The 25057-nt window shown below is 56.7% G+C and carries 23 protein-coding genes and 1 tRNA gene; 14 read left to right on the top strand and 10 right to left on the bottom strand.

Annotation, left to right across the window (positions count from 1 at the left end; translation table 11 throughout):
- Window positions 1-4 precede the first annotated feature (4 nt).
- On the bottom strand, window positions 5-814 hold the full coding sequence (locus tag JN414_RS10270) for an alpha/beta fold hydrolase (protein WP_202207771.1): 810 nt from the start codon (window positions 812-814) through the stop codon (window positions 5-7).
- A gap of 128 nt (window positions 815-942) precedes the next feature.
- On the opposite strand from JN414_RS10270, the gene dusB reads away from it, so the two are divergent.
- The 6 genes from dusB (at window position 943) to hflX (ending at window position 8159) form a co-directional block, all read left to right on the top strand.
- The gene (dusB, locus tag JN414_RS10265) at window positions 943-2034 is read left to right on the top strand and encodes a tRNA dihydrouridine synthase DusB (RefSeq protein ID WP_046901104.1); all 1092 of its coding nucleotides are present in this window, start codon (window positions 943-945) and stop codon (window positions 2032-2034) included.
- A gap of 21 nt (window positions 2035-2055) precedes the next feature.
- Window positions 2056-2784 carry a helix-turn-helix domain-containing protein gene (locus JN414_RS10260; RefSeq protein ID WP_202207770.1) on the top strand — a complete coding sequence of 243 codons (729 nt, stop codon included), beginning with the start codon at window positions 2056-2058 and terminating at the stop codon, window positions 2782-2784.
- A gap of 68 nt (window positions 2785-2852) precedes the next feature.
- Window positions 2853-5147, top strand: a complete 2295-nt coding sequence (locus JN414_RS10255) for a PAS domain-containing sensor histidine kinase (RefSeq protein ID WP_237389983.1) — start codon at window positions 2853-2855, stop codon at window positions 5145-5147.
- Window positions 5137-6543, top strand: a complete 1407-nt coding sequence (locus JN414_RS10250) for a sigma-54 dependent transcriptional regulator (RefSeq protein ID WP_202207768.1) — start codon at window positions 5137-5139, stop codon at window positions 6541-6543. The genes JN414_RS10255 and JN414_RS10250 overlap by 11 nt, the downstream gene beginning before the upstream one ends.
- Window positions 6544-6597: 54 nt before the next feature.
- The gene (gene hfq, locus JN414_RS10245) at window positions 6598-6855 is read left to right on the top strand and encodes an RNA chaperone Hfq (protein WP_046901108.1); all 258 of its coding nucleotides are present in this window, start codon (window positions 6598-6600) and stop codon (window positions 6853-6855) included.
- Window positions 6852-8159, top strand: a complete 1308-nt coding sequence (gene hflX, locus JN414_RS10240) for a GTPase HflX (protein WP_046901109.1) — start codon at window positions 6852-6854, stop codon at window positions 8157-8159. Before hfq ends, hflX begins: the two co-directional genes overlap by 4 nt.
- Here the strand turns inward: hflX and JN414_RS10235 are convergent.
- The 4 genes from JN414_RS10235 to JN414_RS10220 form a co-directional block, all read right to left on the bottom strand.
- The gene (locus JN414_RS10235) at window positions 8132-9298 is read right to left on the bottom strand and encodes an OpgC family protein (RefSeq protein WP_202207767.1); all 1167 of its coding nucleotides are present in this window, start codon (window positions 9296-9298) and stop codon (window positions 8132-8134) included. The genes hflX and JN414_RS10235 overlap by 28 nt on opposite strands.
- 202 nt (window positions 9299-9500) lie before the next feature.
- Complete coding sequence (locus tag JN414_RS10230; protein ID WP_202207766.1) at window positions 9501-9926, bottom strand: cupin domain-containing protein; 426 nt, start codon at window positions 9924-9926, stop codon at window positions 9501-9503.
- Window positions 9923-10537: a cupin domain-containing protein gene (locus tag JN414_RS10225; RefSeq protein WP_202207765.1), complete on the bottom strand. Its 615-nt coding sequence runs from the start codon at window positions 10535-10537 to the stop codon at window positions 9923-9925. Before JN414_RS10225 ends, JN414_RS10230 begins: the two co-directional genes overlap by 4 nt.
- An 83-nt stretch (window positions 10538-10620) precedes the next feature.
- On the bottom strand, window positions 10621-12075 hold the full coding sequence (locus JN414_RS10220; protein WP_202207764.1) for a SulP family inorganic anion transporter: 1455 nt from the start codon (window positions 12073-12075) through the stop codon (window positions 10621-10623).
- A gap of 173 nt (window positions 12076-12248) precedes the next feature.
- Here JN414_RS10220 and JN414_RS10215 point away from each other — a divergent pair, with 173 nt between their 5' ends.
- Both JN414_RS10215 and JN414_RS10210 read left to right on the top strand, forming a co-directional pair.
- Complete coding sequence (locus JN414_RS10215) at window positions 12249-13112, top strand: SDR family oxidoreductase (RefSeq protein WP_202207763.1); 864 nt, start codon at window positions 12249-12251, stop codon at window positions 13110-13112.
- Between the two features lie 76 nt (window positions 13113-13188).
- Window positions 13189-13264, top strand: a tRNA-His gene (locus tag JN414_RS10210).
- A 177-nt stretch (window positions 13265-13441) separates the two neighbouring features.
- Here the strand turns inward: JN414_RS10210 and JN414_RS10205 are convergent.
- From JN414_RS10205 to rplM, 3 genes are all read right to left on the bottom strand, one after another.
- Entirely contained in the window at window positions 13442-14521 is a 1080-nt protein-coding gene (locus JN414_RS10205) for a branched-chain amino acid aminotransferase (protein WP_202207762.1), read from the bottom strand.
- A 190-nt stretch (window positions 14522-14711) separates the two neighbouring features.
- Window positions 14712-15203 (bottom strand): 30S ribosomal protein S9, encoded by a 492-nt coding sequence (gene rpsI / locus JN414_RS10200; protein WP_010502298.1) that lies wholly within the window; start codon window positions 15201-15203, stop codon window positions 14712-14714.
- Window positions 15204-15212: 9 nt separating this feature from the next.
- The gene (gene rplM / locus JN414_RS10195; RefSeq protein ID WP_046901116.1) at window positions 15213-15686 is read right to left on the bottom strand and encodes a 50S ribosomal protein L13; all 474 of its coding nucleotides are present in this window, start codon (window positions 15684-15686) and stop codon (window positions 15213-15215) included.
- A 325-nt stretch (window positions 15687-16011) separates the two neighbouring features.
- On the opposite strand from rplM, the gene JN414_RS10190 reads away from it, so the two are divergent.
- The 4 genes from JN414_RS10190 to JN414_RS10175 all read left to right on the top strand — a co-directional run bounded on the left by JN414_RS10190 (window position 16012) and on the right by JN414_RS10175 (window position 21114).
- Entirely contained in the window at window positions 16012-17427 is a 1416-nt protein-coding gene (locus JN414_RS10190; RefSeq protein WP_237389973.1) for a hypothetical protein, read from the top strand.
- The gene (locus JN414_RS10185) at window positions 17424-18329 is read left to right on the top strand and encodes an SDR family oxidoreductase (RefSeq protein WP_202207761.1); all 906 of its coding nucleotides are present in this window, start codon (window positions 17424-17426) and stop codon (window positions 18327-18329) included. The genes JN414_RS10190 and JN414_RS10185 overlap by 4 nt, the downstream gene beginning before the upstream one ends.
- 94 nt (window positions 18330-18423) lie before the next feature.
- Window positions 18424-19359, top strand: coding sequence for a DMT family transporter (locus JN414_RS10180; RefSeq protein ID WP_237389972.1), 936 nt, complete (start codon window positions 18424-18426; stop codon window positions 19357-19359).
- 333 nt (window positions 19360-19692) lie between these two features.
- Window positions 19693-21114, top strand: a complete 1422-nt coding sequence (locus JN414_RS10175; protein WP_202207760.1) for a mannose-1-phosphate guanylyltransferase/mannose-6-phosphate isomerase — start codon at window positions 19693-19695, stop codon at window positions 21112-21114.
- A gap of 9 nt (window positions 21115-21123) precedes the next feature.
- Here the strand turns inward: JN414_RS10175 and JN414_RS10170 are convergent, their stop codons facing one another.
- The gene (locus JN414_RS10170; RefSeq protein WP_202207759.1) at window positions 21124-21714 is read right to left on the bottom strand and encodes an NTP transferase domain-containing protein; all 591 of its coding nucleotides are present in this window, start codon (window positions 21712-21714) and stop codon (window positions 21124-21126) included.
- Window positions 21714-22679 carry an XdhC family protein gene (locus JN414_RS10165; RefSeq protein WP_202207758.1) on the bottom strand — a complete coding sequence of 322 codons (966 nt, stop codon included), beginning with the start codon at window positions 22677-22679 and terminating at the stop codon, window positions 21714-21716. The genes JN414_RS10170 and JN414_RS10165 overlap by 1 nt, the downstream gene beginning before the upstream one ends.
- A gap of 133 nt (window positions 22680-22812) precedes the next feature.
- Between JN414_RS10165 and JN414_RS10160 the strand changes: the two genes are divergently transcribed.
- Complete coding sequence (locus JN414_RS10160) at window positions 22813-24021, top strand: molybdopterin molybdotransferase MoeA (protein ID WP_202207757.1); 1209 nt, start codon at window positions 22813-22815, stop codon at window positions 24019-24021.
- Entirely contained in the window at window positions 24011-25048 is a 1038-nt protein-coding gene (gene moaA, locus JN414_RS10155; protein WP_202207810.1) for a GTP 3',8-cyclase MoaA, read from the top strand. The genes JN414_RS10160 and moaA overlap by 11 nt, the downstream gene beginning before the upstream one ends.
- Window positions 25049-25057 lie beyond the last annotated feature (9 nt).

Genomic DNA, 25057 nt, shown 5'->3' with positions numbered 1-25057 from the left:
GGAATCAGCCTTTCAGGAACTCGATAACGGTCCGATTGAATTTTTCGGTTTCGTCGATGAAGACCATGTGCGCGCTATCCTTAAAGAAAACGGCTTCACAGTTCGGCATATGATCGGCCACCCAGGCTGGCCCCCCTGCGGGCAGGATTTTGTCCTTCTCCGCGACCATCATAAGGGATCGCAGTTTGAGGTGCGGCAAAACGTCCCGCCAGTCCTGTGTGGTGTGATCGGCCATCATGGCGGCGCGGGCATAGTCCGGGCTGGCGGCCATTTCCCGAAGCAGGAAAGCTTTCTCGTCTTCTGGAATGTCCCGGCTCAGGCAGTCTGCCAGATTGCCGCGGTCAAAGTTTTCAGCATCCAGAAAAACCTGCTGCTGAAGATAAGCCAGACCGGCCTGATCGTAGCAGGTTGCGTGACCCAGCTTCCATTCCGGAGAGTAATACTGTTTCGGCGTCTGTTGAACGAAAATGGCGCTTCTGAGCCGATCCTGCCCGAACAGTTCCAGATAGGACCAGATAACGGGGCACCCGATGGACCAGCCCAGAACGGTCGCATCCTTTAGGTTCAATGCACCAATCAGGTCTCGCAGGTCTGCGGCTAGTCTTGCGATGCGGTAACCGTGTTTTGGTTTGTCCGAGCGTCCGTGTCCGCGCAGATCCATGGTGATGACACGTGCATGCTCGGACAGGGCTTCGACGTTGCGGTGGAAAAACCGGCCAGAAAATGTCCATCCGTGGATCAGGACGAGGGGGCGTCCATGCCCCTGTTCTTCGTAATGAATGCGTGTTCCGTCGCTCGCGGTGATGTGGGGCATGAAAACCTCCTGCGTCGCATTGCAAAGTATGAAAGAGATGCAAGTCGATAGCGTTTCAGGGGCATTAACGGTTTCGTGGCAAAGGACCGTTTGCGCTTGAGAGAGTGCATCGGTAAATTAACAGTGTCATGACAGCTTCCTCCTCTTCCGCTCCCCCGAACCGCGTTCTCGCGCCCATTGATCTTGGCCAGGGCGTAGTGATCGAAGATCCGGTGATCCTTGCTCCGCTTTCAGGGGTTACGGATCTGCCGTTCCGCCAGCTTGCGCGCGACCTTGGCGCGGGACTGGTAGTGTCTGAAATGATCGCATCCTGGGCAATGATCCGGGAGAACGAGAACACCATGCGCATGGCGCGTTCGGCCGGGAATGGCCCGAATGCGGTTCAGCTCGCAGGGTGTGATCCGGATGCGATGGCGCAGGCTGCGAAAATTGCGGTCGATGGCGGTGCAAACCTCATCGACATCAATTTCGGTTGCCCTGTGAAGAAGGTCGCGATCGGCCAGATGGCGGGTTCCGCCCTGATGCGGGACGAAGTGCAGGCTGGAAAGATTCTTGAGGCTACGGCAAGGGCCGTGAACGTTCCCGTGACGCTCAAGATGCGGATGGGCTGGGATCACGACTCCCTCAATGCACCACGGCTTGCGAAAATTGCGGAAGAGAGCGGAATCCGGCTCGTGACGGTTCATGGGCGCACCCGTCAGATGTTCTATAACGGAACTGCAGACTGGCGTTTCGTAAAGACCGTGAAGGATGCTGTGGGTCTGCCGGTGATCGTGAATGGCGACATCAATACGATCCGTGATGCACGTGAGGCACTTCATCAGTCTGGCGCGGATGGCGTGATGATCGGGCGAGGGTGTTATGGCCGTCCGTGGTTCACGGCGCAGGTGGCTCAGTCCCTGAAAACCGGGCAGGACGTTCCGGACCCGGATCTGGCAACGGAAAAGTCCATTGCCCTGCGTCACTACAGGATGATGCTGGATCATTTCGGGGAGCGCCCCGGTCTGCGTCTGGCGCGCAAGCATGTGTCCTGGTACTCCGGCGGTCTGCCCGGCTCTGCAACATTCCGTTCCGCCATTAATCGTGTGGATAACGCGCCGGAAGCAATCTCCATGTTGGAAGAGTTCTATGACCGGAACATCGAAGCGGGCGTTGTCCGGGACCGTGAGAACGGACCAGCCGGCAGCATGCCGCGTGATGGATGCAGTGAAGCAGCCTGACCGGCCAAGGTTTAGTCAGGGATGGTGATGCAGGCTGAGCCCTTGCTGGCGGATGAAGCATGCCGTCCGATGTTTCTGTATGGGGCATCCCGGCTTGATCGTCAGGACGTGGCGCGTCGACTGCACACGCATAGTGTTCGGGCGCAGCAGCCATTTGTGGTCGCGGCGCTGACAGCTACCCCCTGTGCACTGCGCGAAGATGCTCTGTTCGGAGGGCGTGAAAGCGGCTGGTTCGAGCAGGCGCAGGGCGGGACTCTGCTTGTCGATGAGATTGACTGCCTGTGCCCTGCGTTACAGGTCCGGTTTGTTTCGGAGATTGAGCGTCCGGAGACGGATCTGCGTGTGATTGCCGCCAGCAGGCATGACCTGACCCTTCTGCTGCGGCAGGGTAATTTTCAAAGCGGTCTGCATCGCTGGTTGGCCGCATTCGAGCCGTCGCAGCGCCTCGGACCTGAGCGCATTAGTGCGGTCTGTCGTCTGCCAGGCACTAAAAATGATCGGCCACGGGGGCTGGCACGGGCTCTCGAACGTCCGTTGATTGAGTATTTTGAGACGGGTCTGGAAAATGATGCGGGTGATCTGCATGCCAGCGTGGTGGGGGAAGTCGAGCGGCCGCTTATCACCATGGTCCTGCGGAGAACAGGCGGGAACCAGCTTCGCGCGGCCGCCATGCTTGGGCTGAACCGCAACACGTTGCGCAAGAAAATCAGGGAACTGGATATTACGGTTCCAAAGGGAAGTGACGAGTGAGTTCTTTTTCTCCGGGGCGTGTGCTGAGACGACTGACAAGCGCCAACGGGGTGGTTCTTCTAACCGTCATGGCACTGATTCTGGCGTTCGCGACTTTTGTCGTTCTCGCGGGCGGCATGTCACTGGCGCATCGTCCGCAGGTGCAGGCCATCATCTTCCTGCTCGACTTCATCATGCTCATGCTGATCACGGCAGCAGGCGTGGTGCAGATCGGGCGCATGATGGCGGAACGGCGGCTTGGGCTAGCCGGTGCAAGGCTTCATGCGCGCCTCATTACCCTGTTTGGAATTGTCGCTGTTGCACCGACCATCGTCGTGGGAGCTGTAGCAGCGCTATTCTTCCATTACGGCGTGGAGATCTGGTTTTCCAATCGCGTCAGTAATGCTCTGACGGAGGCCCGCTCTGTAGCTGCGGGGTATTTGCGGGAGCATAACGACAATATCCGTACAGAAGCATTTGCCCTCGCAAATACGCTGATCCTTATTCAGAACGATGAGCTGTTCACGCACGGGACAGACCTGTTCCACAGTCCATCCCGTCTGCAGGAACTGCTGGACGATGAGGTTTACGAGCGTGGTTTGACCGATGCGGAGGTCTTCGATCCGCTCACGGACAAAGTCCTGGGTGTCGGTGGTCTTCTTGGCAAGACGGACATGAATACCCTGCCGCCTTTACCGCCCAAGTCTGTGGTGGAGATGGCACGCGGGGGAGACGTCGCCATTCTCAACCGCCCTGATCAGCGCATGGTGCGCGCCATTGTCTCGCTGGGCGGGAATTCGGGGCTTATGCTGGTCATTACCCGACCTGTCGATCCTGATGTCCTCGAGCATATGCGGCGTACCAACGAGCTCGTGCAGGATTACCAGCACATGATTGCCAATCGGGGTAAAACGCAGGTCACTGTTGTGGTGATCTTCGGCCTGATGGGATTGCTGGTGTTGGCTGTTGGCATGTTGACAGGGCTTGCGCTGGCCAACCGTATTGCAAACCCGCTAGGCCTTCTCATTCTTGCAGCAACGCGCATTTCCCAAGGCGATCTGGGTGTTCGTGTTCCGGTGCCAGCAAAGACGAGCCGCGAAAAGGACGATGAGGTTGTGGGGCTCTCCAGGGCCTTCAATCGTATGACCGACCAGCTTGAGAGTCAGCGGTCAGAACTGATGCAGGCTTACGATCAGATCAATGAGCGTCGGCGATTTACGGAAACTGTTCTGGCGGGCGTGTCGGCGGGCGTCATTGGTCTGGACCGGGGACAGGTGATCGAACTGCCGAATAGGGCTGCTTCCGTCGTGCTCCAGCGGGATTTGCAACCCGCGATCGGTATGAGGCTCTCTGTCAGTGTCCCGGAATTTTCAGCTTTGCTGGACAAGGCAAGGCAGGCGCCGGAACGCGTCCATACTGATGAAATTCAAGTGGATACAGATGGCGCACAGCGCCCGGGAGGGCCTGGTGACGGTGGCGGTGCCGGTGCCGGACGAACACTCCTGGTGCGGATTGTGGCCGAACTCCGCGGCACGGATGTCGCTGGATACGTCGTAACCTTCGATGACATCACGGCGCTTCAGTCAGCGCAGCGTAAAGCGGCTTGGGCTGACGTGGCCCGACGCGTGGCGCATGAAATCAAGAACCCCTTGACGCCAATCCAGCTTGCAGCAGAGCGGCTGAAAAGGCGCTTCCTGAAAGAAATTCAGAGCGATCCCGACACATATACGCAGCTTGTAGATACAATTGTCCGGCAGGTTGGGGATATCGGCCGAATGGTGGATGAGTTCTCTGCTTTTGCACGGATGCCACAACCCGTGATGCAGAACGAGGACTTTTCCCGGATCTGCCGTGAAGCACTGGTGCTGCAAAGAAACGCTCATCCCGACATTGTGTTCGAAACACGGGATCTGCCGCCCTCAGGGCCTATCGTTCGGTGCGATCGGCGACTCATAGGGCAGGCATTGACAAACCTTCTGCAGAATGCGGCAGATGCCATAACCATGACAGACCGCGGAAAATCGCGGGAAAACGCGTCTGACGCCCTGATGCAGCCAATTGGACACATTGTGGTGGGCTTGCACATTCGGGACGGGCATGTCCTGCTAGGGATAGAAGACGACGGGATTGGTCTGCCGACTGGGGAACGCCACCGGTTGACCGAGCCTTATGTGACACACAAGGCGAAGGGCACAGGTCTTGGCCTTGCGATTGTCAAAAAGATCATGGAGGACCATGCCGGGATGCTTCAGCTCACCGATCGGGACCCCGATCCGTCATCCGGACGGCGCGGGACACTCGTCACACTGTCTCTGCCTCTGGCGGAGCTGGGTGGTGCAGGAGAGAAGGAAGACCGGATCATGAGGGTGACAGATGGAACATGAGATTCTGATCGTCGATGACGAGCCGGATATCCGGTTCCTGATCGAAGGTATCCTGAACGACGAAGGATATGCGACCCGCACGGCCGCGAACTCCGATCAGGCTTTGGAACTTTTCAGGGCACACAGGCCGTCCCTGGCTATTTTGGACATCTGGTTGCAGGGTTCCAAGCTGGACGGGATTGAACTGCTCAAGGTCATGCAGGCTGAAGAGCCAGGTCTGCCGACGCTGATGATTTCGGGTCACGGCACCATTGAGACGGCTGTCGCCAGTCTTAAGCATGGTGCCTACGACTTCATTGAGAAGCCGTTCCAGTCAGATCGTCTGCTTCTGGTGGTTCAGCGTGCCTTGGAAGCTGCCCGTTTGCAGCGCGAAAATGCAGAGCTGCGACTGCGGGCCGGGCCTGAGACGACGCTATCGGGGGAAGGGGCTGCCGTTTCGGCTGTTCGGGCCCAGATCGAACGCGTGGCCCCGACCAACTCCCGGGTGCTGATTACCGGCCCAGCCGGTTCAGGCAAAGAAGTGGCCGCGCGGATGATTCATGCGCGCTCCCGTCGTGCGGAAGGTCCGTTCATCGCGCTGAACTGTGCCACGCTCGCGCCGAACCGTTTTGAAGAAGAGCTGTTCGGTCTGGATGGTACGGACGGCCAGCCCGCACGCCGTGGGGTTCTGGAACGTGCTCATCGCGGAACGTTGTTGCTCGACGAGGTGGCAGATATGCCGCTGGAGACGCAGGGCAAGATCGTTCGTGCCTTGCAGGACCAGACTTTTGAGCGGATTGGAGGCAACACGCGCCTCAAGGTTGATGTGCGGGTTATTGCCACGACAAACCGTGATCTTCAGTCCGAAATCATGGCGCATCGCTTCCGGGAAGATCTATATTACCGGTTGGCCGTGGTCCCTCTGCGCATTCCTTCACTCCGGGAGCGTCGTGAAGATATTCCGGGATTGGCCAAGCACTTTCTGGAGCGTTGCGCACAGTCTTCGGGATTGCCGATCCGCGAACTTTCCGTGGATGCGCTTGCGGCGTTGCAGGCTTATGAGTGGCCCGGCAATGTGCGTGAACTGCGCAACCTGATGGAGCGTCTGCTCATCATGATGCCGGGCTCGGGCAGTGATCCCATTCGTGCAGATATGCTGCCTTCCACCATCAGTCAGGGCGCGCCGTCGATGACGCGTCTGAACTCGGGGGCGGACGTGATGAGTCTTCCGTTGCGGGAAGCCAGAGATCTGTTTGAAACGCAGTATCTACAGGTTCAACTCATGCGGTTTGGTGGCAATATCAGCCGTACGGCCAATTTCGTTTGCATGGAACGCAGTGCATTGCATCGCAAGCTGAAGCAGCTTGGTGTTACCACACAGGAAGATCGCTCGACGTCACCGGCAGTCGGGGGATAAACGGGCAGTGATCCCAATTCCTTTTTTCCTCAGGGCCGGCGAGTCAAAATTATCGTGACGTCAGAAACTTCATCCACTTCCGCCGGAAGAGACGCTGTGCAGGAAGTTTTCCTCCAGCATCTCCATCAGATCGAGGCACCCGTCACGGTGTTTCTCGTCAATGGCGTGAAGCTTCAGGGGGTCGTAGCTCAGTTTGACAGCCACACGCTGCTGCTGCGCCGGGATGGGCATGTTCAACTCATTTACAAGCATGCCATCAGTACAATCATGCCCGTGGGAGCCCTCCCGCGGTTTGCGGACAATGAACTTTGAGCGGATTTGATACCAAGAAGCCTGCCACGCGTGCTGCTGTTATTCTCCCTTGGGAGAAATCGGGACAGCAGGAAGATATCCGGGCTGCAGATGCCCGCCTGGAAGAAGCGGTGGGTCTTGCGGCCTCCATCGGACTGGTAATCGTTCGGCAGGCGGCAATTCTGCTTCGGGCGCGTCGCCCGGCAACGCTGCTGGGTAGCGGGCAGGTTGAACAGCTTGCCGAAGCCGTGAAGCTGGATCAAGTTGATGTCGTCATTATCGATGCCCGCCTGTCTCCGGGGCAGCAGCGCAATCTGGAAAAGGCGCTGGGGTGCAAGGTTATGGACCGGACGGGTCTGATCCTTGATATTTTCGGCGCCCGTGCCGCCACCCGAGAGGGTGTGTTGCAGGTCGAACTGGCCCACCTCGAATATCAGCGCTCTCGTCTTGTACGTCTGTGGACCCATCTTGAGCGTCAGCGCGGCGGCTTTGGCTTCCTTGGTGGACCGGGCGAAACGCAGATCGAAGCAGATAAGCGAATGCTTGCGGACCGGATCGGCCGGATCAAAAAAGAGCTGGAGCAGGTTCGGCGCACACGTGGCTTGCATCGGGATGCCCGCAAGCGGGTTCCATTCCCGATTGTTGCCCTTGTGGGATACACCAATGCGGGTAAGTCCACGCTCTTCAACGCGCTGACAGGCGCGGCAGTCCATGCTGAAAACCAGCTCTTCGCGACGCTGGACCCTACGATGCGCGCGCTGCGTTTGCCTTCAGGACGGAACGTTATCCTGTCTGACACGGTGGGATTCATCAGCGATCTGCCGACAGAACTGATTGCTGCCTTCCGGGCGACGTTGGAAGAAGTCTCGCAGGCAGATGTCATTCTGCATGTTCGTGATGTGGCTCATCCGGATAGTGCCGCTCAGCGTGCTGACGTGTTGAATGTTCTGGACGGCATGGTGCGGGACGGCATGCTGGATGCCCAATGGCCGGAGCGAACAATTGAGGTTCTGAACAAAGCAGACCTGATCGGCGGTGTTGAAGCCGTGCCGAAGCGTGACAACGCTGTGGTGATTTCGGCCATCACAGGCGATGGTATCCCTGATTTGTTCGAGACGCTGGACCAGTACCTGACGCAGTCCATGCAGGATGTGAAAGTCAGCCTGTCCCTGCAGGATGGTGCGGCACTGGCCTGGCTTTACCAGCATGGCGAAGTGGTCGAGCGGTTTGATCATGAGGGCGGGATGGATGTGCAGGTCCGTCTCTTCCCCATGGACTGTGAGCGCTTTGAGATCAGCTATCCCGGACGTGCTGCTACGGCTTGAGGGGCCATGCGTGCACGGGCCGCTTTCGCCTTCTGGCGGGAGCGGTCCAGCGGGATTGCCAGCGCGAAGGTCAGAATAAGCCCCAGAACATTAATAATGATCTGAAGGCCCAGGCCTGTTCCAAAACTTCCAAGGATCAGGCGTCCCAGCAAATCCAGCACTGTGCCGAACGAGAACACTTCCAGTGAATTTCTGCCAAGCAAGGCCAGGATCTGGCCCAGACGATCGGCTGAAAAACGACGTAGAACACGTGAAGACTGCACGAGATAAAAGATCGACATAATGTCGAACAATCGCCAGACGGCGAGAGTCGATTTCCCATTATTGGGTGGGGCCGGAAACAGGCGCAGCCCGCTCAGGTGCCAGTATTCATACGGAAAGCAGAGGATAAAGGCACCAATCAGGTAGCCCCCGCAGAGCACCTTGGCCCATGTTCTGGCTGGCAGGTCGCCATTATGCTTGGATGCCCAAACGGCACCGAGCACACCCAGAATATATAGAAACTGCCAACCGAACGGATTCATGTACCAGCCATTTGGGTCCAGCCAGTTTGGAACCGTGATGCGCGGATCGATATTGGCAATCGCCCAGATGGCTGCGCTGACGCCAAGCAGCAGCCAGACGCTTTTCTTGAGGGCAGCGTAGATCAGCGGGAAAAGAGCCAGAAGAACAATGTAGAGCGGCAGGATGTTGAGGTAGCTCGGTAGCGCATCGAAGGTGAGGATGCGCCATAGCCAGCCGTATCCGTGGGCGAGTTGCGGCTCAAGAATATATTCCGGGACGGGCTCGTAATGGCGCCAGTGCCGAACGGTCCAGACGAACACCAGTGTCATGGCTGTCTGATAAATATACAATTTGGCGCAGCGCGACAGGATGCGGCGGATACCGCTGGTCCACCCGTCGCGGTCGATCAACCGACCATATGCCAAATAGGACGCATATCCTGCCAGCATGACGAAGATTTCAGCTGCGTCGGCAAAACCGAAATTGCGAATGGTGATTCTGTTGATGAGATTATCGGGCACATGGTCAGCCAGCATCATCAGCAGAGCAGCGCCCCGCAAGGCATCAACGCGATGGTCGCGAGTATGCTTGCGCGGTAAAGACTGTGCATCGGATGATGAGGCTGGCAGCTGCATGGTGCCTTAATACAGTTTTCATCAAACGGGAGTATGAAGACTGGATTACCGCAACATTAAAGATTGTATGGAAAACTGCATCGCGGTCTGAAGCAGATTCATTCACCTGCTTCAGGAAGAGCAGTCAGATCATTCTTTTAATACTGCAGGGAATTCAGGGATATTAAATTTCTTGAAGGAAATGAGCCTGGTGCTGGAGGCATCACCGCGGTGGGGTCAGGATGTAATCATCGGCGGTGAAAGGGGGAGCCGAGATTGCGTAAAAACTGAGGGGCGAGTGCGGGGAAGCCGCAATCTTGTGCTTCAAATGTGGGCTGATGCGAATGATGTCGCCTGCTTTGACAAGAGTTATCTGATCTCCAAGCCAGACGGTGCCTTCTCCCTCATGGATCAGGAAGATTTCTTCCGAACGTCGATTGTAACTCTCAGGATAGGTGGTTCCTGCGGTCAGGGTGAAGAGTGCAATGCTCTGATGATGGGACGGGAGTGCAGATCCAATACCGATAAATTCCTGCAGGGTACTGCCTGGTGCGGGGTAAATTGCTGGAACATGGTCTGGGTGGACAACCTGCGCGGCTGCAAAACCAGGTGCGAACAGAAGCGACAGAATACCAAGGCTGATCTTCATTGGGTCTGGACTTTCACACGGGTGAGGGCAGTAATCTGCTTGCGGAAGGCAGGATAACGCTCGCTAAGGGCTTTGCGTTCACCCAGTTGAAAGTCTTCGGGAATAAAGCCCGGAGCCATGGTCGTGCCAACAAATGACCAGCCAGCGGGACCGATAGGTGCCGAGCCCTGCCAAACACCTTCAGGAACGACATAGGCAGGATGGTCCCGGTCCAGCGTGATACTTTGGCCTCGGCCGTCAGGATGAAGCAACAGAAGATGAACGGGATCTCCAGCGTAGAAATGCCAGATCTCGGCTGTCTTCAGGGTGTGAAGTGCAGAGAAGTCCCGTCGTGTTTCCACGAACAGGATCGCTGTGGAGAGAGGGTGTGTGACACCAGCATAGCGTGCAGGCAAAGCCGAGCCCGCAATAGTTTCTGTGGTGCGCTGAAGCTGGGAAAACCAGCCACCTTCCACAGGAACGGGCTGCATGTTGTAGCGATTGATCAGAGCCTGTGCGGCAGCAGGTATCTGAGCTGTGGCGTTTTTATTGTGAAACGCGGGTTGTGCGGAGGCAGAGCTTCCGGAAGCGAGGATGGAGCATAGGAGGCTGGTGATAACAAATCTGCGCATCCGGGCAGGTTCCCCTCTCACAATCATGAGTAGGTCTTTGTATCCTGCTTCCTGTCCGGATGCGATATTCCGTGAAAGGCGTGTCACATTGCCAGAAGCGTATTGTCCGACTGAGATGCAATTATGCCATGCTGCTCATGCTTCAGGCCTGTGACTTCAACTGTACGTCCATGACTTCGAAGCTTGTCCAGGACCTTTTCCAGTGCCTGAACGGACGTGACATCCCAGAACCTTGCATGCGTTAAATCGAGTACGACGAGTTCAGCGTTCGTCAGATAGTCAATCTCGGCCGAAAGGCCGTCTGCGGACGCAAAAAAGACCTGCCCGGAGATGGTATAGGTCTCTGTTGATCCGTCGCGGTGGCTGGTTACAGTCAGCAGGCTGGCAGCGCGCCAGGCAAAGAACACGCCCGACAGGAGAACCCCGGCTAGAACGCCGGCAGCCAGATCATGCGTCAGCACGACCACAACGACGGTTACAAGCATTGTCAGGCTTGAAAGCTTGGGTTGGCGCGTGACGTCCCGCAGGCTGCCCCAGGAGAATGTGCTGATCGAAACCATGATCATGATGGCGACCAAAGCGGCCATCGGAACCTGTCCCACCCAGCGATGAAGAAGGACCATCAGGGCAAGCAGAAAAGCGCCTGCCGTGAAGGTGGAGAGACGTCCGCGGCCGCCGTAACGCAGATTGCCGACTGTCTGGCCGATCATGCCACACCCGGCAATGCCGCCGAATGCTCCAACGAGAATGTTGGAGATGCCAAGGCCTGTGCACTCCATACGTTGATTGCCGTGCGTGTCCGTCAGGTCATCGACGACTGATGCTGTCATCATGGATTCCAGCAAACCCACGGCAGCCATGGCGACGGCATAGGGAATAACGGCTGACAGGGTCGCCCAATCCAGGTTGATGTGGGGAATAGTGAGGTGAGGGAGACCCGTTGGGAGTTCCCCTAGATCTGACACCGTGTGAACAGGCATTGGATGGACCATTGTGATGGCCGTCAGCAGGACAATGCAAATCAACGGGGATGGGATGGCGTCAGAAATCTTGGGAAGCAGGTAGATGATGACGAGACCCAGAGCGATCAGGGCGTAAGTTTCCCAGCCAACACCCAATAGCTGTGGCATCTGTGCGGAAAAGATCATGATGGCCAGCGCATTGACGAAGCCTGTGCGAACTTCCGCAGAAACAAACCGCATAACGGCCTGAAGGCGCAGAAGGCCGAACACAATCTGTAGAGCGCCGGCGATCAGGGTGGCGAGCAGCATGGCTTGCACGCCGTGGGCATGTACGAGTGGTGCGGCAACAAGAGCAACAGATCCTGCGGCTCCTGAGATCATTCCGGGTCGGCCACCAAAAATTGCGATTGAGACCGAAATGACAAAAGACGCGAACAGCGAGACCGCAGGTGAAACACCGGCGATGTAAGAGAAGGCAATGACTTCGGGAATGAGGGCAAAAGTGCCGACCATGCCAGCCAGAACCTCACGCAGCGGGTTTTGTCCCCACTGGCGGCGGTAGAGAGCGGGTGTCATGACAATCCTTGAGAGTGAAGAGCTACAGGGTGCGACGTATTCGGGCCCGGCGCGGCAATGGTGCGGCCAGTGTACCGTGCCTTAGAGCAGGATTGAAGATGTTCACGTGGAAAGATGATTGAACATTCACTGCATTCACAGCGTTGGCATGAGAACAACTTAAGGAGTTCGACATGAGCCGATATCCGAAGCCCCCGTTCGACACACCATTGCAAAAGCATATTCCGGGCCAGACGTCAGAAATGACACCCAAGCCTGATCATGGTGAGCAGACCTATGTGGGGAATGGACGCCTGAGGGGAAAAACGGCGATTATCACCGGAGGCGATTCCGGGATTGGCCGTGCAGTCGCGATTGCCTTTGCGCGGGAAGGGGCGGATGTAGCGTTGTCATTCCTGCCCGAAGAATTGGACGACGCCCGCGAGACTGCAGCATGGGTCGATAAAGCGGGACGAAAAGCGCTGCTCTTGCCGGGAGACATTAAAGAGCGCTTCGTCTGCAAGGAAATCGTCGACAAGACGGTGGCCGAGTTCGGCAAGGTGGATGTGCTCGTCAATAATGCTGCTTTTCAGATCGAACGTGAATCTCTGGAAGATGTCAGCGAAGACGAATGGGATCTGACGTTTGATACGAATTCAGGCGCAGTGTTCCGGCTATCGCGGCTGGTTGTTCCTCATATGCCTGAAGGCGGTTCCCTGATTCACACCGTCTCTGTCAATGCGGATCGGCCAAAGCCAAAGCTGTTGGCCTATTCTGCAACCAAAAGCGCCATATTGAACTTCAGCGGTGGTCTGGCAGAGTTGCTGGCGGAACAGGGAATACGCTCAAACACGGTTGCTCCCGGACCAATCTGGACGCCGCTGATTCCCGCAACCATGGGTGGAGAGCACGTTCGCAACTTTGGAGCAGATGGTCCGATGAAAAGACCGGGGCAACCTGCGGAGCTCGCCGGGGCCTATGTCTTTCTGGCCAGTGATGAGGCAAGTTACGTTTCGGGTGCCAATATTGCTGTAACTGGTGGTGTCCCTGTTATCTAAGCAGAAAATTGAAGAAAACTTTGAGAAAGGGCTAGACGCCAGCTGAACCTTTCTCTAAAGAACGCATCGCTGTGTGGCGGATGTAGCTCAGTCGGTAGAGCGCCGGTTTGTGGTACCGGTTGTCGCGGGTTCGATCCCCGTCATTCGCCCCAGCAATCTCTCTTAAAATATTGCCCGACTAAATCCCATTACGGGTTTGGGTGCGTTCTTTCGGATGTGTGACTGCGCAATCCGTATTTGATGCCGATCAGAAGCTGGAAAGCCTGATCTGTGGTTGTCAAAGCTGTAAAAACTCCTGTTAGTATTGAACTGACAGGAGTTTTTTGTCGTCAGACGATGCGATGCACCCAGCCATGGGCGTCATTGGTGCGGCCGCCCTGAAGATCGGTCAAAATTTTCTTCAGTCTGGTGGCCACCGGACCCGGCGTCTCGCCGTCGCCAAACACGGCTTCCCCGGAAGGCCGGACCAGCTTGCCAACGGGTGAAAGTACCGCAGCCGTGCCGCAGGCGAAGGCTTCGGTGTATTTCCCGGATGCGGCTCCCGTGAAGATCTCGTCGATTTCAACGGGTTCTTCGATGACTTCGATGCCGTTGTCGGCAGCCAGTCTGATCAGGCTGTCACGGGTAATGCCGCGTAGAATGGTGCCTCCGAGGGGAGGCGTGACGATCTTGCCGTCGTTGCGTACGAACATCACGTTCATTCCACCCATTTCTTCGACATAGCGTCGTTCACGGGCATCGAGGAACAGAACCTGATCGCAGCCTTTCTCCTTGGCTTCGGCCTGAGCGACAAGGCTGCCGGCATAGTTGCCGCCGCACTTGGCTTCGCCCGTGCCACCAATCGCTGCTCGGGTGTAGAACTCGGAAACCCAGACAGAAACGCAGCCTGCGCTGAAATAGGCGCCTACCGGGCAGGCGATGACAATGAACAGGTATTCGCTTGCAGGCTTTACGCCGAGGAACACCTCATTGGAGATCATGAAGGGGCGAAGATAGAGGCTTTGTCCTTCACCAGCCGGAACCCAGTCCTGGTCGATACGGACGAGTTCATCAACGGCTTGAATGAAGAGGTCTTCGGGCAGTTCAGCCATGCCCATCCGGCGGGCAGAGGCTGCAAAACGGGCTGCGTTGGCTTGCGGACGGAACGTCGCGATATGACCATCTGCTTCCCGATAGGCTTTCATGCCCTCGAAAATTTCCTGTCCGTAGTGCAGGACTGTGGATGCCGGGTCGATGCTCAAGGGGCGGCGCGCTGTAATTTTGGCGTCGTGCCAGCCTTTTTCGCTCGTATAGCGAATGGTCGCCATATGATCAGTGAAAACACGACCGAAAGCCGGGCTGACAAGAAGCTGCGCGCGATGAGCCGGATCCATCGGGGTTTCGGTTTTTTCAATAGTGAAGGTCGTCATGAAAAGAACTTCCGCAAGCTACTCTGATAAACGTGCGGGGCACTCTGCCACAGGAGTTGGGGAGAGGCGATAGGGAAATATTATTTCCAAATTCACTTTCTGATGGAAATTAAAGTTTGCGCCTCAGGCATGAAAAAACCCCAGCCACAGAGTGACCGGGGTTTCTCCAAAGCTTCGAAAAGCTGACGGATCAGCGCTTCGAGAACTGGAAGGAACGACGTGCCTTCGCACGGCCGTACTTCTTACGCTCGACAATACGGCTGTCACGCGTCAGGAATCCGGCAGCCTTCAGGATGCCGCGCAGGCTCGGCTCGTAGTGCGTCAGTGCACGGGAGATACCGTGACGAACTGCACCAGCCTGGCCGGACAGGCCACCACCAGCGACTGTGCAATACACGTCGAACTGGTTGTAGCGGTCAGCGATCAGGAACGGCTGCGTCAGAAGCATGCGCAGAACCGGACGGGCAAAATACGTCGTGACCGGACGGCCATTGACGATGATGTCCCCCTTGCCAGGCTTGATCCACACACGGGCTACGGCGTCCTTACGACGGCCGGTAGCATAGGAACGGCCCTGGGCGTCACGCTTTACTTCGTGAACCGGGGCGGCGTTGGTGGCTACTGCAGGAGCAACGCTCGCAAGGTCCTGCAGCGTGCCGGTGCGCTCTTGGGTCTCGGACATGGTCAGGCCTTACGACTCGTGTGAGATTGTGTTCTTGCGGTTCAGGGCAGCCACGTCCAGCTTGACAGGCTTCTGGCCGTCATGCGGGTGCTCGGAACCAGCGTAAACATAAAGGTGCTTCATTTGAGCACGCTGCAGCGGACCGCGCGTGATCATGCGCTCAACAGCCTTCTCGACAACGTGACCCGGGTTCTTGCCCGTGAGACGCTGCGTGATGGTGCGCTCCTTGATGCCACCCGGATGACCCGTGTGGTAATGGAAGAGCTTCTGGCCGAACTTGTTACCCGTCAGAGCGATCTTTTCTGCGTTGATGACAACAATGTTGTCACCGCAGTCGACATGCGGGGTAAACTGCGGCTTGTGCTTGCCGCGGAGACGAGTAGCGATGATGGTGGCGAGACGGCCGAGAACGAGCCCTTCGGCGTCGATCAGCACCCAGTTCTTCGTCACCTCCGCCGGCTTCAGCGAACGTGTGGTCTTCATTAGTGACATTCCAGCTTGGGGCGCGACAGGGCCGCGCCGTGGATGGCGCTTTCACAAACAGAAGAATTCTCTGATGAGAATGCTGCTGCCTAGAAAGCGGATCAGGTGCGGCCTTATTGCGGGCTCGCGGCTTTCCGTCAAGTCATCTTTTGGAATCAGGATGGCTGATTCGGCCCGGTTTCCAGCCATTTTGAGCTATGAGGTATTATGATACCGCAATTTTTTTGGGTCTGATTTGCCCCGGACGCCCGGAATGGTATCCTGCCCTCAATTCAGGGACCGCATCTTCCTGTCCCCAGTGTCGATGAAAAACAGGAAAAACAACGTGAAACGCCCTTGGCTCACAACGAGCCTGCTCGCAGTCATCGCTGGAATGAGCGCGATTGGTATCCATCACGCAGCCTCTGTTGCGCTTGATCGGGGGATTTCCCGGTTCCGTGCCTCCCTTCCTGTGGGAGCAACCCTGAGCTATTCCGCCGCGCGCCCGGCCATTCTCGCTCGTGGAGCGTTGCTGACGGATGTCATTCTTCAGAATGGCAACATGACGTTCCGGGCACATACTTTACGTCTGGGTCATCCAATCCCGACACCTGATGGTGGCCTGACGCTGTCCCATATGGATATGGTGGATCCGTCTCTCCAGACGCCTACTGCGGTCATCCGGGCTCATTCCGTCACTCTGAATCATCTGGTGACTCCTCCGCCTCCCGCAGGGAAAAGCGGTCTGGAGTCGCTTGATCTGGGGCATCTGAATCTGGAGCGTGGATATATTGATCATCTGTCGGTGCAGAATCTTTCGCAGGTTCTTCAGCCGAACAGCATGCACTTCAACAGTCTGACGTCAGATTCGATCCAGATTGATGGTTACGGCCCGGGACGCACGACAACGATCGCGATCCAGAACGGCCTTGCCATTGCGTCCCGTACGACGCTTCAGCCTGACGGAACGCCTCGCGCCATGTCAGTGCAGATGTCTCTGAAAAATTTCCAGCTTCGCCAGCCTGAACTTGCCACCCGGATTGCCTACGAGCAGGCGGGGAACGAGGCCGCTGCCTATGCGCTGCCACCTCTTGAAAGCATGAAGCTGAGCGGCACGCAGATCATTTCGGCAGACAGAACGTTCAGCATGGATACGCTGATTGGTACAGGAACGCGTAAAAGCGGCAAAGACACGACGGTTTTCGAAGGAGAGGGTTTTCACACACACTCTTCAAGCGGCAAGGTGCCGGTCCATATTGATGGGCATTCTTCAACCTTGAAATATACGCAAGAGCGGATTGCGCAGACGGGCGAACTGCATGTGCAGGGTGTCTTGAACATTCCAAACTTCACCGAAGCTCATTTCGGCATGAATTTGCTCGGTCCTTCGGATCAGCAGCTCAAGGTTGGAACAGCCAAAAATCCGCATGATGCCATTCAGCTGGCGCAGGTGACTCTCACGTTGCATGGCGATCGTCTGGTCCAGTCTCTTCCGTCCCTGAATGCAGGACGCCCTCTGGACGGTGCAGCGCAGGACCAGGCAAGAACGGTTCTCGCGCAGGGCATGGAAATGGGGCTGTCGCCATATCCTGCCCTGGCGGCTCTGCCGGATTACTTCGCCAACCCCAATGACCGCACGTTATCGATTACTCTGACACCAAAGCCGCCTTTGACGCTCACGGCATTAGCAGCAATAGCGTCGTCGCCTACGGCAGCCATGACGTTGATGTCGCCGGATAATCTCAAGGTGACCGTCCAGTGAGCCAAAGCGTCAGCACGTCTACGATCTGCGTTATTGGCGCCAGTGGTCGTTCAGGCTCGGCGCTCTGTCGTCAGCTGATTGCTCAAGGGCAAAGTGTCATCGCGGTTGTGCGGAGCCGAGGAAAACTGGCTCCTGATCTTGCAGAGATGTGCACAGCCGTAAGACAGGCCGATCTGACAGATCCGGTTGCTCTTCCAATTGCGCTGGAGCATGCGGACGTTGTCGTGAATACAGCTCATGCCCGTCATCTTCCAGCCATTCTGCTTGCAACCCGTGCGCCTGTTGTTGCTCTTGGCAGCACTCGCAAGTTTACGCGTTGGCTGGATGATCATGGTCGTGGGGTGTTGGCCGGCGAAGCTGCCCTCAAGGCAGATGGCCGCCCTTCCATTCTTCTGCACCCGACGATGATTTATGGTGCTCAGGGAGAGGATAATGTGCAGCGGCTTGCGCGGCTTCTGGAGCGTCTGCCGATTGTTCCGCTACCTGGTGGCGGGCGCTCGCTAGTTCAGCCCATTCATCAGCAGGACGTCACACGCTGCGTTGTTGCGGCCATTGATCTTATTCTGGGTGGGAAAGTCAGCGGGCCAGAGGTTTTTGTCATAGCTGGCCCCAATGCTGTTCCCTACCGAACGTTTGTTCGGATGATTCTCTACTTTTCAGGGCTCGGTGGTCGGCCAATCATCTCGCTTCCTGCGTGGTTTCTGATCGCGGCTGCTCACATCATGCGGCACGTTCCTAAGCTGCCCACAATTGCGCCGGAAGAAATCCGACGCCTTTTGGAAGACAAGAACTTCGATATTGCTCCGATGAGGGAGCGCCTGGGCGTGAACCCGATGCCGTTGGAGATAGGGCTGCAGAATCTTTTGGCAGTACCGCCCGCTCATCAGGATCATACAGTTTAGTTTTAATGTTTTGTCACATTGACTGCGCGGCAGATGAGGTCTCCATAGTCTCCGGGCCATTATGTACGGTCCGGAATGCGTGGAGACTCATCGGGTGAATCTGAAGTTCCTCTCATCAGGCATGATGTTGTCTTTCGCGGCTTTTGCCCTTTTTTCCATTAGCGATGCCTGTTCCAAAGGCCTTGCTGGGCAGCTGGATCCGTTTGAAGTTGCTTTTTCAGGCGGTATTTTCGGTTTTCTGATTCTGCCCTTCATCCGAAAGCCACAGGAATCCTATTCCGATATTTTCGCGACGGATCGCCCGTCCATGTGGCTGTTGCGTGCGTTTGCGACATTTGTGTCCACGGCTTCCAGTGTCATGGCTTTTATGCTGCTGCCGATGCCAGAAGCATTGTCACTCATGTTCCTGATGCCATTTTTCGTGACCCTGATTTCCGTCGGAATTCTGAAAGAAAAGGTTTCTGGGTGGACCTGGCTTTCAGTCGGTGTGGGATTTCTCGGAGTCCTGATCGTTCTACGACCGGGTGTGCGGGCGTTTCATCTGGGGCACCTCTGTGCGGTGATCGCAGCCATGGCGAATGCTGCCAGTGTGATCGCATACAGACTGGCCGGAAACCAGAGCGCCCGACTGTCCTTGTTTGGCTCAAGCCTGTTTGGCCCGTTGATCGGCGATGGTCTTTTGATGCTGGCACACGCCACGTGGCCACATGGTGCTGGAAACTGGGCGCTTTTGTTCGGATACGGTTTCCTGGCCGCTCTTGGTCAGCTCTTCATGATGATGGCAACGGCTCTGGCGCCGGCTAACCGGGTTGCACTGCCCCAGTACAGTCAGATGCTCTGGGCAGTCGCATTCAGCTACCTCCTTTTCCATCAGCCCCTGGATAGCTGGACGTTCGTGGGCATCGTTATCGTGACACTTTCTGGCATGCTGCACTGGATGCGACAGAAGCTTCATTACGAACGATTGGCGTTGGAAGAGCACTGGCAAAGACATCATCCGTCTTCTCGCCCGCCCGTTGAAGCCGGTTGAGAGGAGAATTGTATGTTTCGTGCGGTGTTAAGATGCATCAAAGGAGCTGGCAGCACTGAAGAAACGTATGTTTTCTATATAAAGGAGTGTTGATCGTCAGAATTAGAGGCTTTTCCCTTCTGTACGTAAAACGTCGATGTTTGGCGCTGTTTCAATTTTTGATTTTTTGATCTTATTTTTGTCGCGTTGTGACCGTATGGACTTTCGGGCATCTTCAGCGTTCTTCACGTGTGGTGCGATTGGCAACGCTCCTCAGCCTCTGTAAAATCGTCTGCAAATATGGCTGCGGACGTGCGTGGCTACTTCATCAACTGATGGAAGAATATCTGCTTCATGGTTCAGAACGTCGTCCCAGTGATTCTGTCTGGTGGGTCCGGAAGCCGCCTCTGGCCGGTTTCCCGCAAGAGCTATCCGAAGCAGTTCTGGCCCCTGCTTAGCGACAAGACCCTCATTCAGGAAACAGCCCTGCGCGGCCGGGCCGCAGGCTTTGCCGATCCGGTCGTGATCTGTAATTCGGAGCATCGTTTCATCGTCGCCGAACAACTGCGCGATGCTGGAATTCGGAAGCCGAAAATCGTTCTCGAGCCGGTCGGCCGGAATTCAGCCCCTGCCATCGCGGCTGCTGCTTTCATGGTTGCAGAGCAGAACCCGGATGCCATTCTCTGGATCATGGCGGCGGACGCTGCGATTACTGATGAGAAAGCGCTTCAGGAGTCTTTGAAAAATGCCCTGAAGGCTGCTGATGCGGGTCGGATCGTGACGTTTGGAATGAAACCGACGCGCCCTGAGACGGGGTACGGGTACATTGAAGTTGGCTCCGAGCTTGCCGATGTACAGGGCGTTTATGGCGTGTCCCGTTTCATTGAGAAACCGCAGCCCGCCCAAGCCGAAGAACTCATTCAGTCCGAGAAATATCTCTGGAACTCGGGTATGTTCTTTGCAAAGGCCAGCGTATTCCTGAAAGAGACGGAACAATACGAGCCACGGATTTACGAAACCGTCGGGGAAGCAGTTCGCAAGCGCCATACGGATATGGATTTCGAACGGCTGGAAGAAGAAAGCTTTGCAGCTGCGCCTGATATCTCTGTTGATTATGCCATTGCAGAACGTACCAAGCTTGCGGCTGTCGTTCCGGGCAATTTTGGGTGGTCGGACATCGGAAGCTGGGATGCCCTCTGGGATCTGACGCCCAAGGACGCTGAGGGAAATGCAACCTTTGGTGACGTTTTCCTTGACGATGCGCGGAACTGTTACGTCCGTTCTGATGGTATCATTGCCACCGTTGCTGGTGTGGATGATCTGATTGTGGTGGTGACACCGGATGCGGTCATGGTCTCTCATCGCGATCGCGCTCAGGACGTGAAGCATATGGTAACCCGCTTGGTACAGGCAGGGCGCAAGGAAGCGGTCGCGCATAACCGGTGCTATCGTCCATGGGGCTTCTATGAAAGCCTCATTCAGGCCGATCGTTTCCAGGTCAAGCGTATCGTAGTCGAGCCCGGGGCAAAGCTCTCACTGCAGAAGCATTTCCATCGTGCGGAGCACTGGGTTGTTGTTGGTGGAACCGCCATGGTGACACGGGATGAGGACTTGGTGATGGTTCGTGAAAACGAAAGCATCTATCTCCCGTTGGGCTGTGTTCACCGACTGGAAAATCCGGGCAAGATCCCTTTGACCCTGATTGAGGTTCAGTCCGGTCCTTATCTCGGGGAAGATGATATCGTTCGTATCGAAGACGTATACGCACGAAGCTGATCTGAGGCGTCAGGCAGGCGGATCAATCCACCCTGCCTTGACGGCTTCGGCCATTTGATCAGGAGTATCGAGGTCTTCGAGCAATTCGGGGGCCTCGATTTTTTTTGGTGGTAGGTCTGCCCACAGGTCCCGAAACCCCTTGTCCCCACTGAGTTCGGGGGCCTTGGCTAATGTGGCGGCAGACATGCGAACCGGGATCCCCATCGCGCCTTTTTTGTACTGTGTGACGACATTCGCATTGGCTGGGAGGGTGTCCCTCAGCCGGAGCAGGTGTGGCAGAGATAGCCTCGGCTGGTCTGTTCCCGCGATGAGAATTGACCTGTCCCGTCTACTCAAAGCTCGTGCTGCGCATTGAATGGAACTCGCCAAACCGGTGTTCCAAAGCGGGTTGTAGCATATGTCCACAGGGAGCCCGTTAAGGGCTAAAGCGACGGCTTCGGCGGAGCCTCCGGTGATGATGACCAATCGGTCCGGAGATGTGCTCAGGAGAAGTTCTGCAACGTACCGGACAAGCGGTGTGCCCTGACGGGTGAGCAACTGCTTGGGTCGCTTCAGTCTCGTGCTGCCGCCTGCGGCAAGAAGAACTGCGTCATGAGGCATTATGCTGGGCGGTTCGCTATGATCTGGGATAAAATCGACAGAGCAATTTGCATCGGATTACGCGCGTTGATATCCATCCCTGCGGGCAGGTGCAGTTTCTCTAGATCTTCTGAGGTGATGCCGGCTGCGTGTAATGCAGCAAGCCGGTTGGAGATTTTGCGTCGGCTCCCCAGAATTCCAACGCAGAAGGCGTCAGATTTCAGAGCTTTCGAGGCGATGGCCAGGTCAGTGTGAGCATCGTGGGTCAGAGCGTAAACTGCGCTCCAGGCGTCCAGACGCAAGTCATGCCGAGCCTCGTCCAGATAGCGACGATCGTAGCACTCCGGCGCTAATCCTTCCGGCGGAAGCGCAGGGCCCAGTGGGCGTAGCAAGAAAGGCTCAACCCCGAACTGGGGGGCCAGCTTCAGCAGAGCCAGTGTCACCGGATCTCCTCCCGCGACAATCAGTCGAATCGGCGGCGTGTATCGTCGTACAAACAGAGTACCCTGGGTTTGCACAGCTGAAGGCGAAACCTGCATCTCGCCGGTTGCGAGATCCGTTTGTACGGTGATGGCCTGACGGGCTTCTCTCGCCTGACGGAGCGCAGCGACATAAGTCGCAAGGTCTCCGATAGGCCGAACGAAGATACCAATCCTGCCACCACAGGTCAGTTGAATATCGAGAACCGGACTACCTGCGCCATAATCCAGGGTTCTGGGTTGGCGATCTTTCAGGCATTGCAGGGCTTCTGCGGCTACTGCTGCTTCCACGCATCCACCAGACACATAGCCTTGCACGTCTCCCGCGCTGGAAATGGCCATTTCACTGCCAAGGGGGCGTGGAGACGATCCGGTGATTGACACCAGCGTAGCGAGGGCTACCTCTTTCCCCTGTGCCAGCCAGATCTCCAGGTAAGGGAGGAGATCGTCTGTCAGGCCATAGTCTGGCCACTGGGGAAGAGGAACAAGCCCGTCCGGCCCAATCATGAAATATCCTTTCCTTTATGGGGCCATGAGACTAATCCCAAATGCGCTTGTGACATAGCCTGTCACGCTGGGGAGTTGATCAGGACCGCATTGGGTCTATATCGGCAGGAACGGACTCCGGCACGGATCATCAATGGAGCAGAAATTGGTCGAACTCCTGAGCGTCGCACAAGCCGTGGACCTCGTCCTCGGATATGCAGGTCATTTGGGAACAGAACACGTTCCGTTGGCCGAGGCTTCCGGCCGCATCCTACAACAGAGCGTCCATGCCGAACGTGATCAGCCTCCTTATGACCGGGTCATGATGGATGGTATGGCCTATCGTTACGGCACAGGCGCAGTGCTGGGTTGTCATGGCGTCCAGCGTGCTGGGGTGCCCGCGCGGCCTTTGCCCGATGGGGCGACCTGCCTTGATGTCATGACGGGAGCTGTCTTGCCGGAAGGGGCGGATACCGTTGTCCCCGTCGAGCGATTGATCCGGGATGGTCAGCGTGTGCACTTTGAGGCGGGGTACGAGCCGCAGAAAGGCCAGTTCATCCATCTGAAGGGCTCAGACTGCAAGGCGGGACATGAACTCCTGAAGCCAGGCTTGCGTCTGAATGGACCGGCTTTGGCTGTGCTGGCAGGAAATGGATATCCGACCGTTGAAGTGTCCAGCGTGCCTTCGGTCGGGATTATTTCCACGGGCGACGAACTCGTCGATGTCGGCTCGACGGTTCAGAGTTGGGAAATCCGACGTTCAAATGAATACGCCCTGACAGGAGTGCTGGCGTCCAGAGGGTTTACTCGCCTTGAACGCTCGGTTGTCCCCGATGATCTGGCTGAGACCATGCTGGCACTGGAGAAGCAGCTTGCCCGGCATGAGGTGCTGATCCTGAGTGGCGGCGTCTCAATGGGGCAGTTCGATCACGTCCCCAAGGCGCTGACGAAACTTGGTGTAGAGCGGGTTTTTCATAAGGTTGCGCAACGTCCCGGCAAGCCGCTCTGGTTTGGTGTTGGCCCTGAGGGACAACGCGTTTTTGGTTTGCCCGGCAATCCTGTCTCGGCAACCTGCTGTGCTACACGGTATGTCATTCCCATGCTTTTGGCAGGGCAGGGTGTGGCTCGGCCAGAAACCTATATCGTGAAGCTGGAAGCCGATGCTGCACGCGTTTCAACATTGACTCGTTATCTGCCCGTTCGTGTTCAGCATGACGGCTCGGGACAGGCATTGGCCACGCCCTATCCGATGCCGACATCCGGTGATTTCAGTTTTCTCGCGGCAACCGATGGATTTGTAGAGCTGGCCGCCGGAGAGGGCATTGCGCCTGCGGGCTCATATGCTGTGTTCCATGGCTGGTAGCACGACTGACAGATTTGTTCGGGACCGGTTCAATCGTCCTCTGCACGATTTGCGGATTTCGGTGATGGACCGTTGTAATTTCCGGTGCCCTTACTGCATGCCGGAAGCCACGTATCATGAACATTTCCGCTTTCTGGAGCCTAAAGAACGTCTGAGCTTTGACGAGATCGTTCAGGTGGCACGGGCGGCGGTTTCCCTAGGCGTGACCAAGTTGCGCCTGACGGGCGGCGAGCCTCTCCTTCGGCCTGATTTGGTATCTCTGGTTCGCAGACTGGTGGAGATACCGGGCGTCGAAGATGTGGCACTTACGACCAATGGTGTTCTGCTTGATCGTCACGCGCAGTCCCTGAAAGATGCGGGGCTGGGGCGCATTACCGTGAGCCTGGATAGTCTTGATCCGGCTGTGTTTGCACGAATGAGCGGTGGTAGGGCGCAGCTGGAGCCGGTGCTACGTGCGATCGAAAATGCACAGGCGTTGTCATTCCCCGGTGGTGTCAAGCTGAACACCGTCGTGCAGCGAGGTGTAAATGATGATGGTGTGGAGGCTCTTGCGGCCCGCTTTCGTCATACAGGCGTCATTGTGCGCTTTATTGAATATATGGACGTGGGCACGCGGAATCACTGGGAACTGGGTGAAGTCGTCCCGTCCCGCGAACTGGTCGAGCGGTTGAATGCTCTCTGGCCGCTTGAGCCATTAGGCGCGCAGTATCAGGGTGAGGTTGCGCGTCGGTATCGGTATCAGGATGGTGCGGGAGAGATTGGGTTCATTTCTTCCGTCACCGCTCCGTTCTGTGGGGATTGTTCACGGGCGCGGCTGTCGTCGGACGGGCAGATCTATACGTGCCTTTTCGCTTCGGAAGGGACAGACCTGCGGTCACTTCTTCGCAGCGGGGCGGATGAAGAGGCTTTACGCGAACGTCTGGCTTCGGTGTGGCGGATGCGTACCGACAGGTACAGTGAAGAACGAACCGCCGGTGAGGTATCTTCGACGAAACGTCGGATAGAAATGAATTATATCGGTGGTTAGATCGGGAGG

This window comes from Gluconobacter sp. Gdi, assembly GCF_014132155.1.
Taxonomy (GTDB): domain Bacteria; phylum Pseudomonadota; class Alphaproteobacteria; order Acetobacterales; family Acetobacteraceae; genus Gluconobacter.
The sequence above is the reverse complement of the archived record's forward strand: the minus strand, read 5'-3'. Positions and strand labels throughout refer to the sequence as shown.

Excerpts from the sequence above, each read along its gene's own strand:
- rpsI (WP_010502298.1), bottom strand. The coding sequence starts at position 15,203 with ATGTCCGAGACCCAAGAGCGCACCGGCACGCTGCAGGACCTTGCGAGC.
- JN414_RS10255 (WP_237389983.1), top strand. The coding sequence starts at position 2,853 with ATGGCACTGATTCTGGCGTTCGCGACTTTTGTCGTTCTCGCGGGCGGC.
- JN414_RS10160 (WP_202207757.1), top strand. The coding sequence starts at position 22,813 with ATGGAGCAGAAATTGGTCGAACTCCTGAGCGTCGCACAAGCCGTGGAC.
- JN414_RS10215 (WP_202207763.1), top strand. The coding sequence starts at position 12,249 with ATGAGCCGATATCCGAAGCCCCCGTTCGACACACCATTGCAAAAGCAT.
- JN414_RS10175 (WP_202207760.1), top strand. The coding sequence starts at position 19,693 with ATGGTTCAGAACGTCGTCCCAGTGATTCTGTCTGGTGGGTCCGGAAGC.
- JN414_RS10165 (WP_202207758.1), bottom strand. The coding sequence starts at position 22,679 with ATGATTGGGCCGGACGGGCTTGTTCCTCTTCCCCAGTGGCCAGACTAT.
- JN414_RS10225 (WP_202207765.1), bottom strand. The coding sequence starts at position 10,537 with ATGCGCAGATTTGTTATCACCAGCCTCCTATGCTCCATCCTCGCTTCC.
- rplM (WP_046901116.1), bottom strand. The coding sequence starts at position 15,686 with ATGAAGACCACACGTTCGCTGAAGCCGGCGGAGGTGACGAAGAACTGG.
- JN414_RS10250 (WP_202207768.1), top strand. The coding sequence starts at position 5,137 with ATGGAACATGAGATTCTGATCGTCGATGACGAGCCGGATATCCGGTTC.
- dusB (WP_046901104.1), top strand. The coding sequence starts at position 943 with ATGACAGCTTCCTCCTCTTCCGCTCCCCCGAACCGCGTTCTCGCGCCC.
- JN414_RS10270 (WP_202207771.1), bottom strand. The coding sequence starts at position 814 with ATGCCCCACATCACCGCGAGCGACGGAACACGCATTCATTACGAAGAA.
- JN414_RS10235 (WP_202207767.1), bottom strand. The coding sequence starts at position 9,298 with ATGCAGCTGCCAGCCTCATCATCCGATGCACAGTCTTTACCGCGCAAG.
- JN414_RS10230 (WP_202207766.1), bottom strand. The coding sequence starts at position 9,926 with ATGAAGATCAGCCTTGGTATTCTGTCGCTTCTGTTCGCACCTGGTTTT.
- JN414_RS10220 (WP_202207764.1), bottom strand. The coding sequence starts at position 12,075 with ATGACACCCGCTCTCTACCGCCGCCAGTGGGGACAAAACCCGCTGCGT.
- JN414_RS10260 (WP_202207770.1), top strand. The coding sequence starts at position 2,056 with ATGGTGATGCAGGCTGAGCCCTTGCTGGCGGATGAAGCATGCCGTCCG.
- JN414_RS10170 (WP_202207759.1), bottom strand. The coding sequence starts at position 21,714 with ATGCCTCATGACGCAGTTCTTCTTGCCGCAGGCGGCAGCACGAGACTG.
- moaA (WP_202207810.1), top strand. The coding sequence starts at position 24,011 with ATGGCTGGTAGCACGACTGACAGATTTGTTCGGGACCGGTTCAATCGT.
- JN414_RS10205 (WP_202207762.1), bottom strand. The coding sequence starts at position 14,521 with ATGACGACCTTCACTATTGAAAAAACCGAAACCCCGATGGATCCGGCT.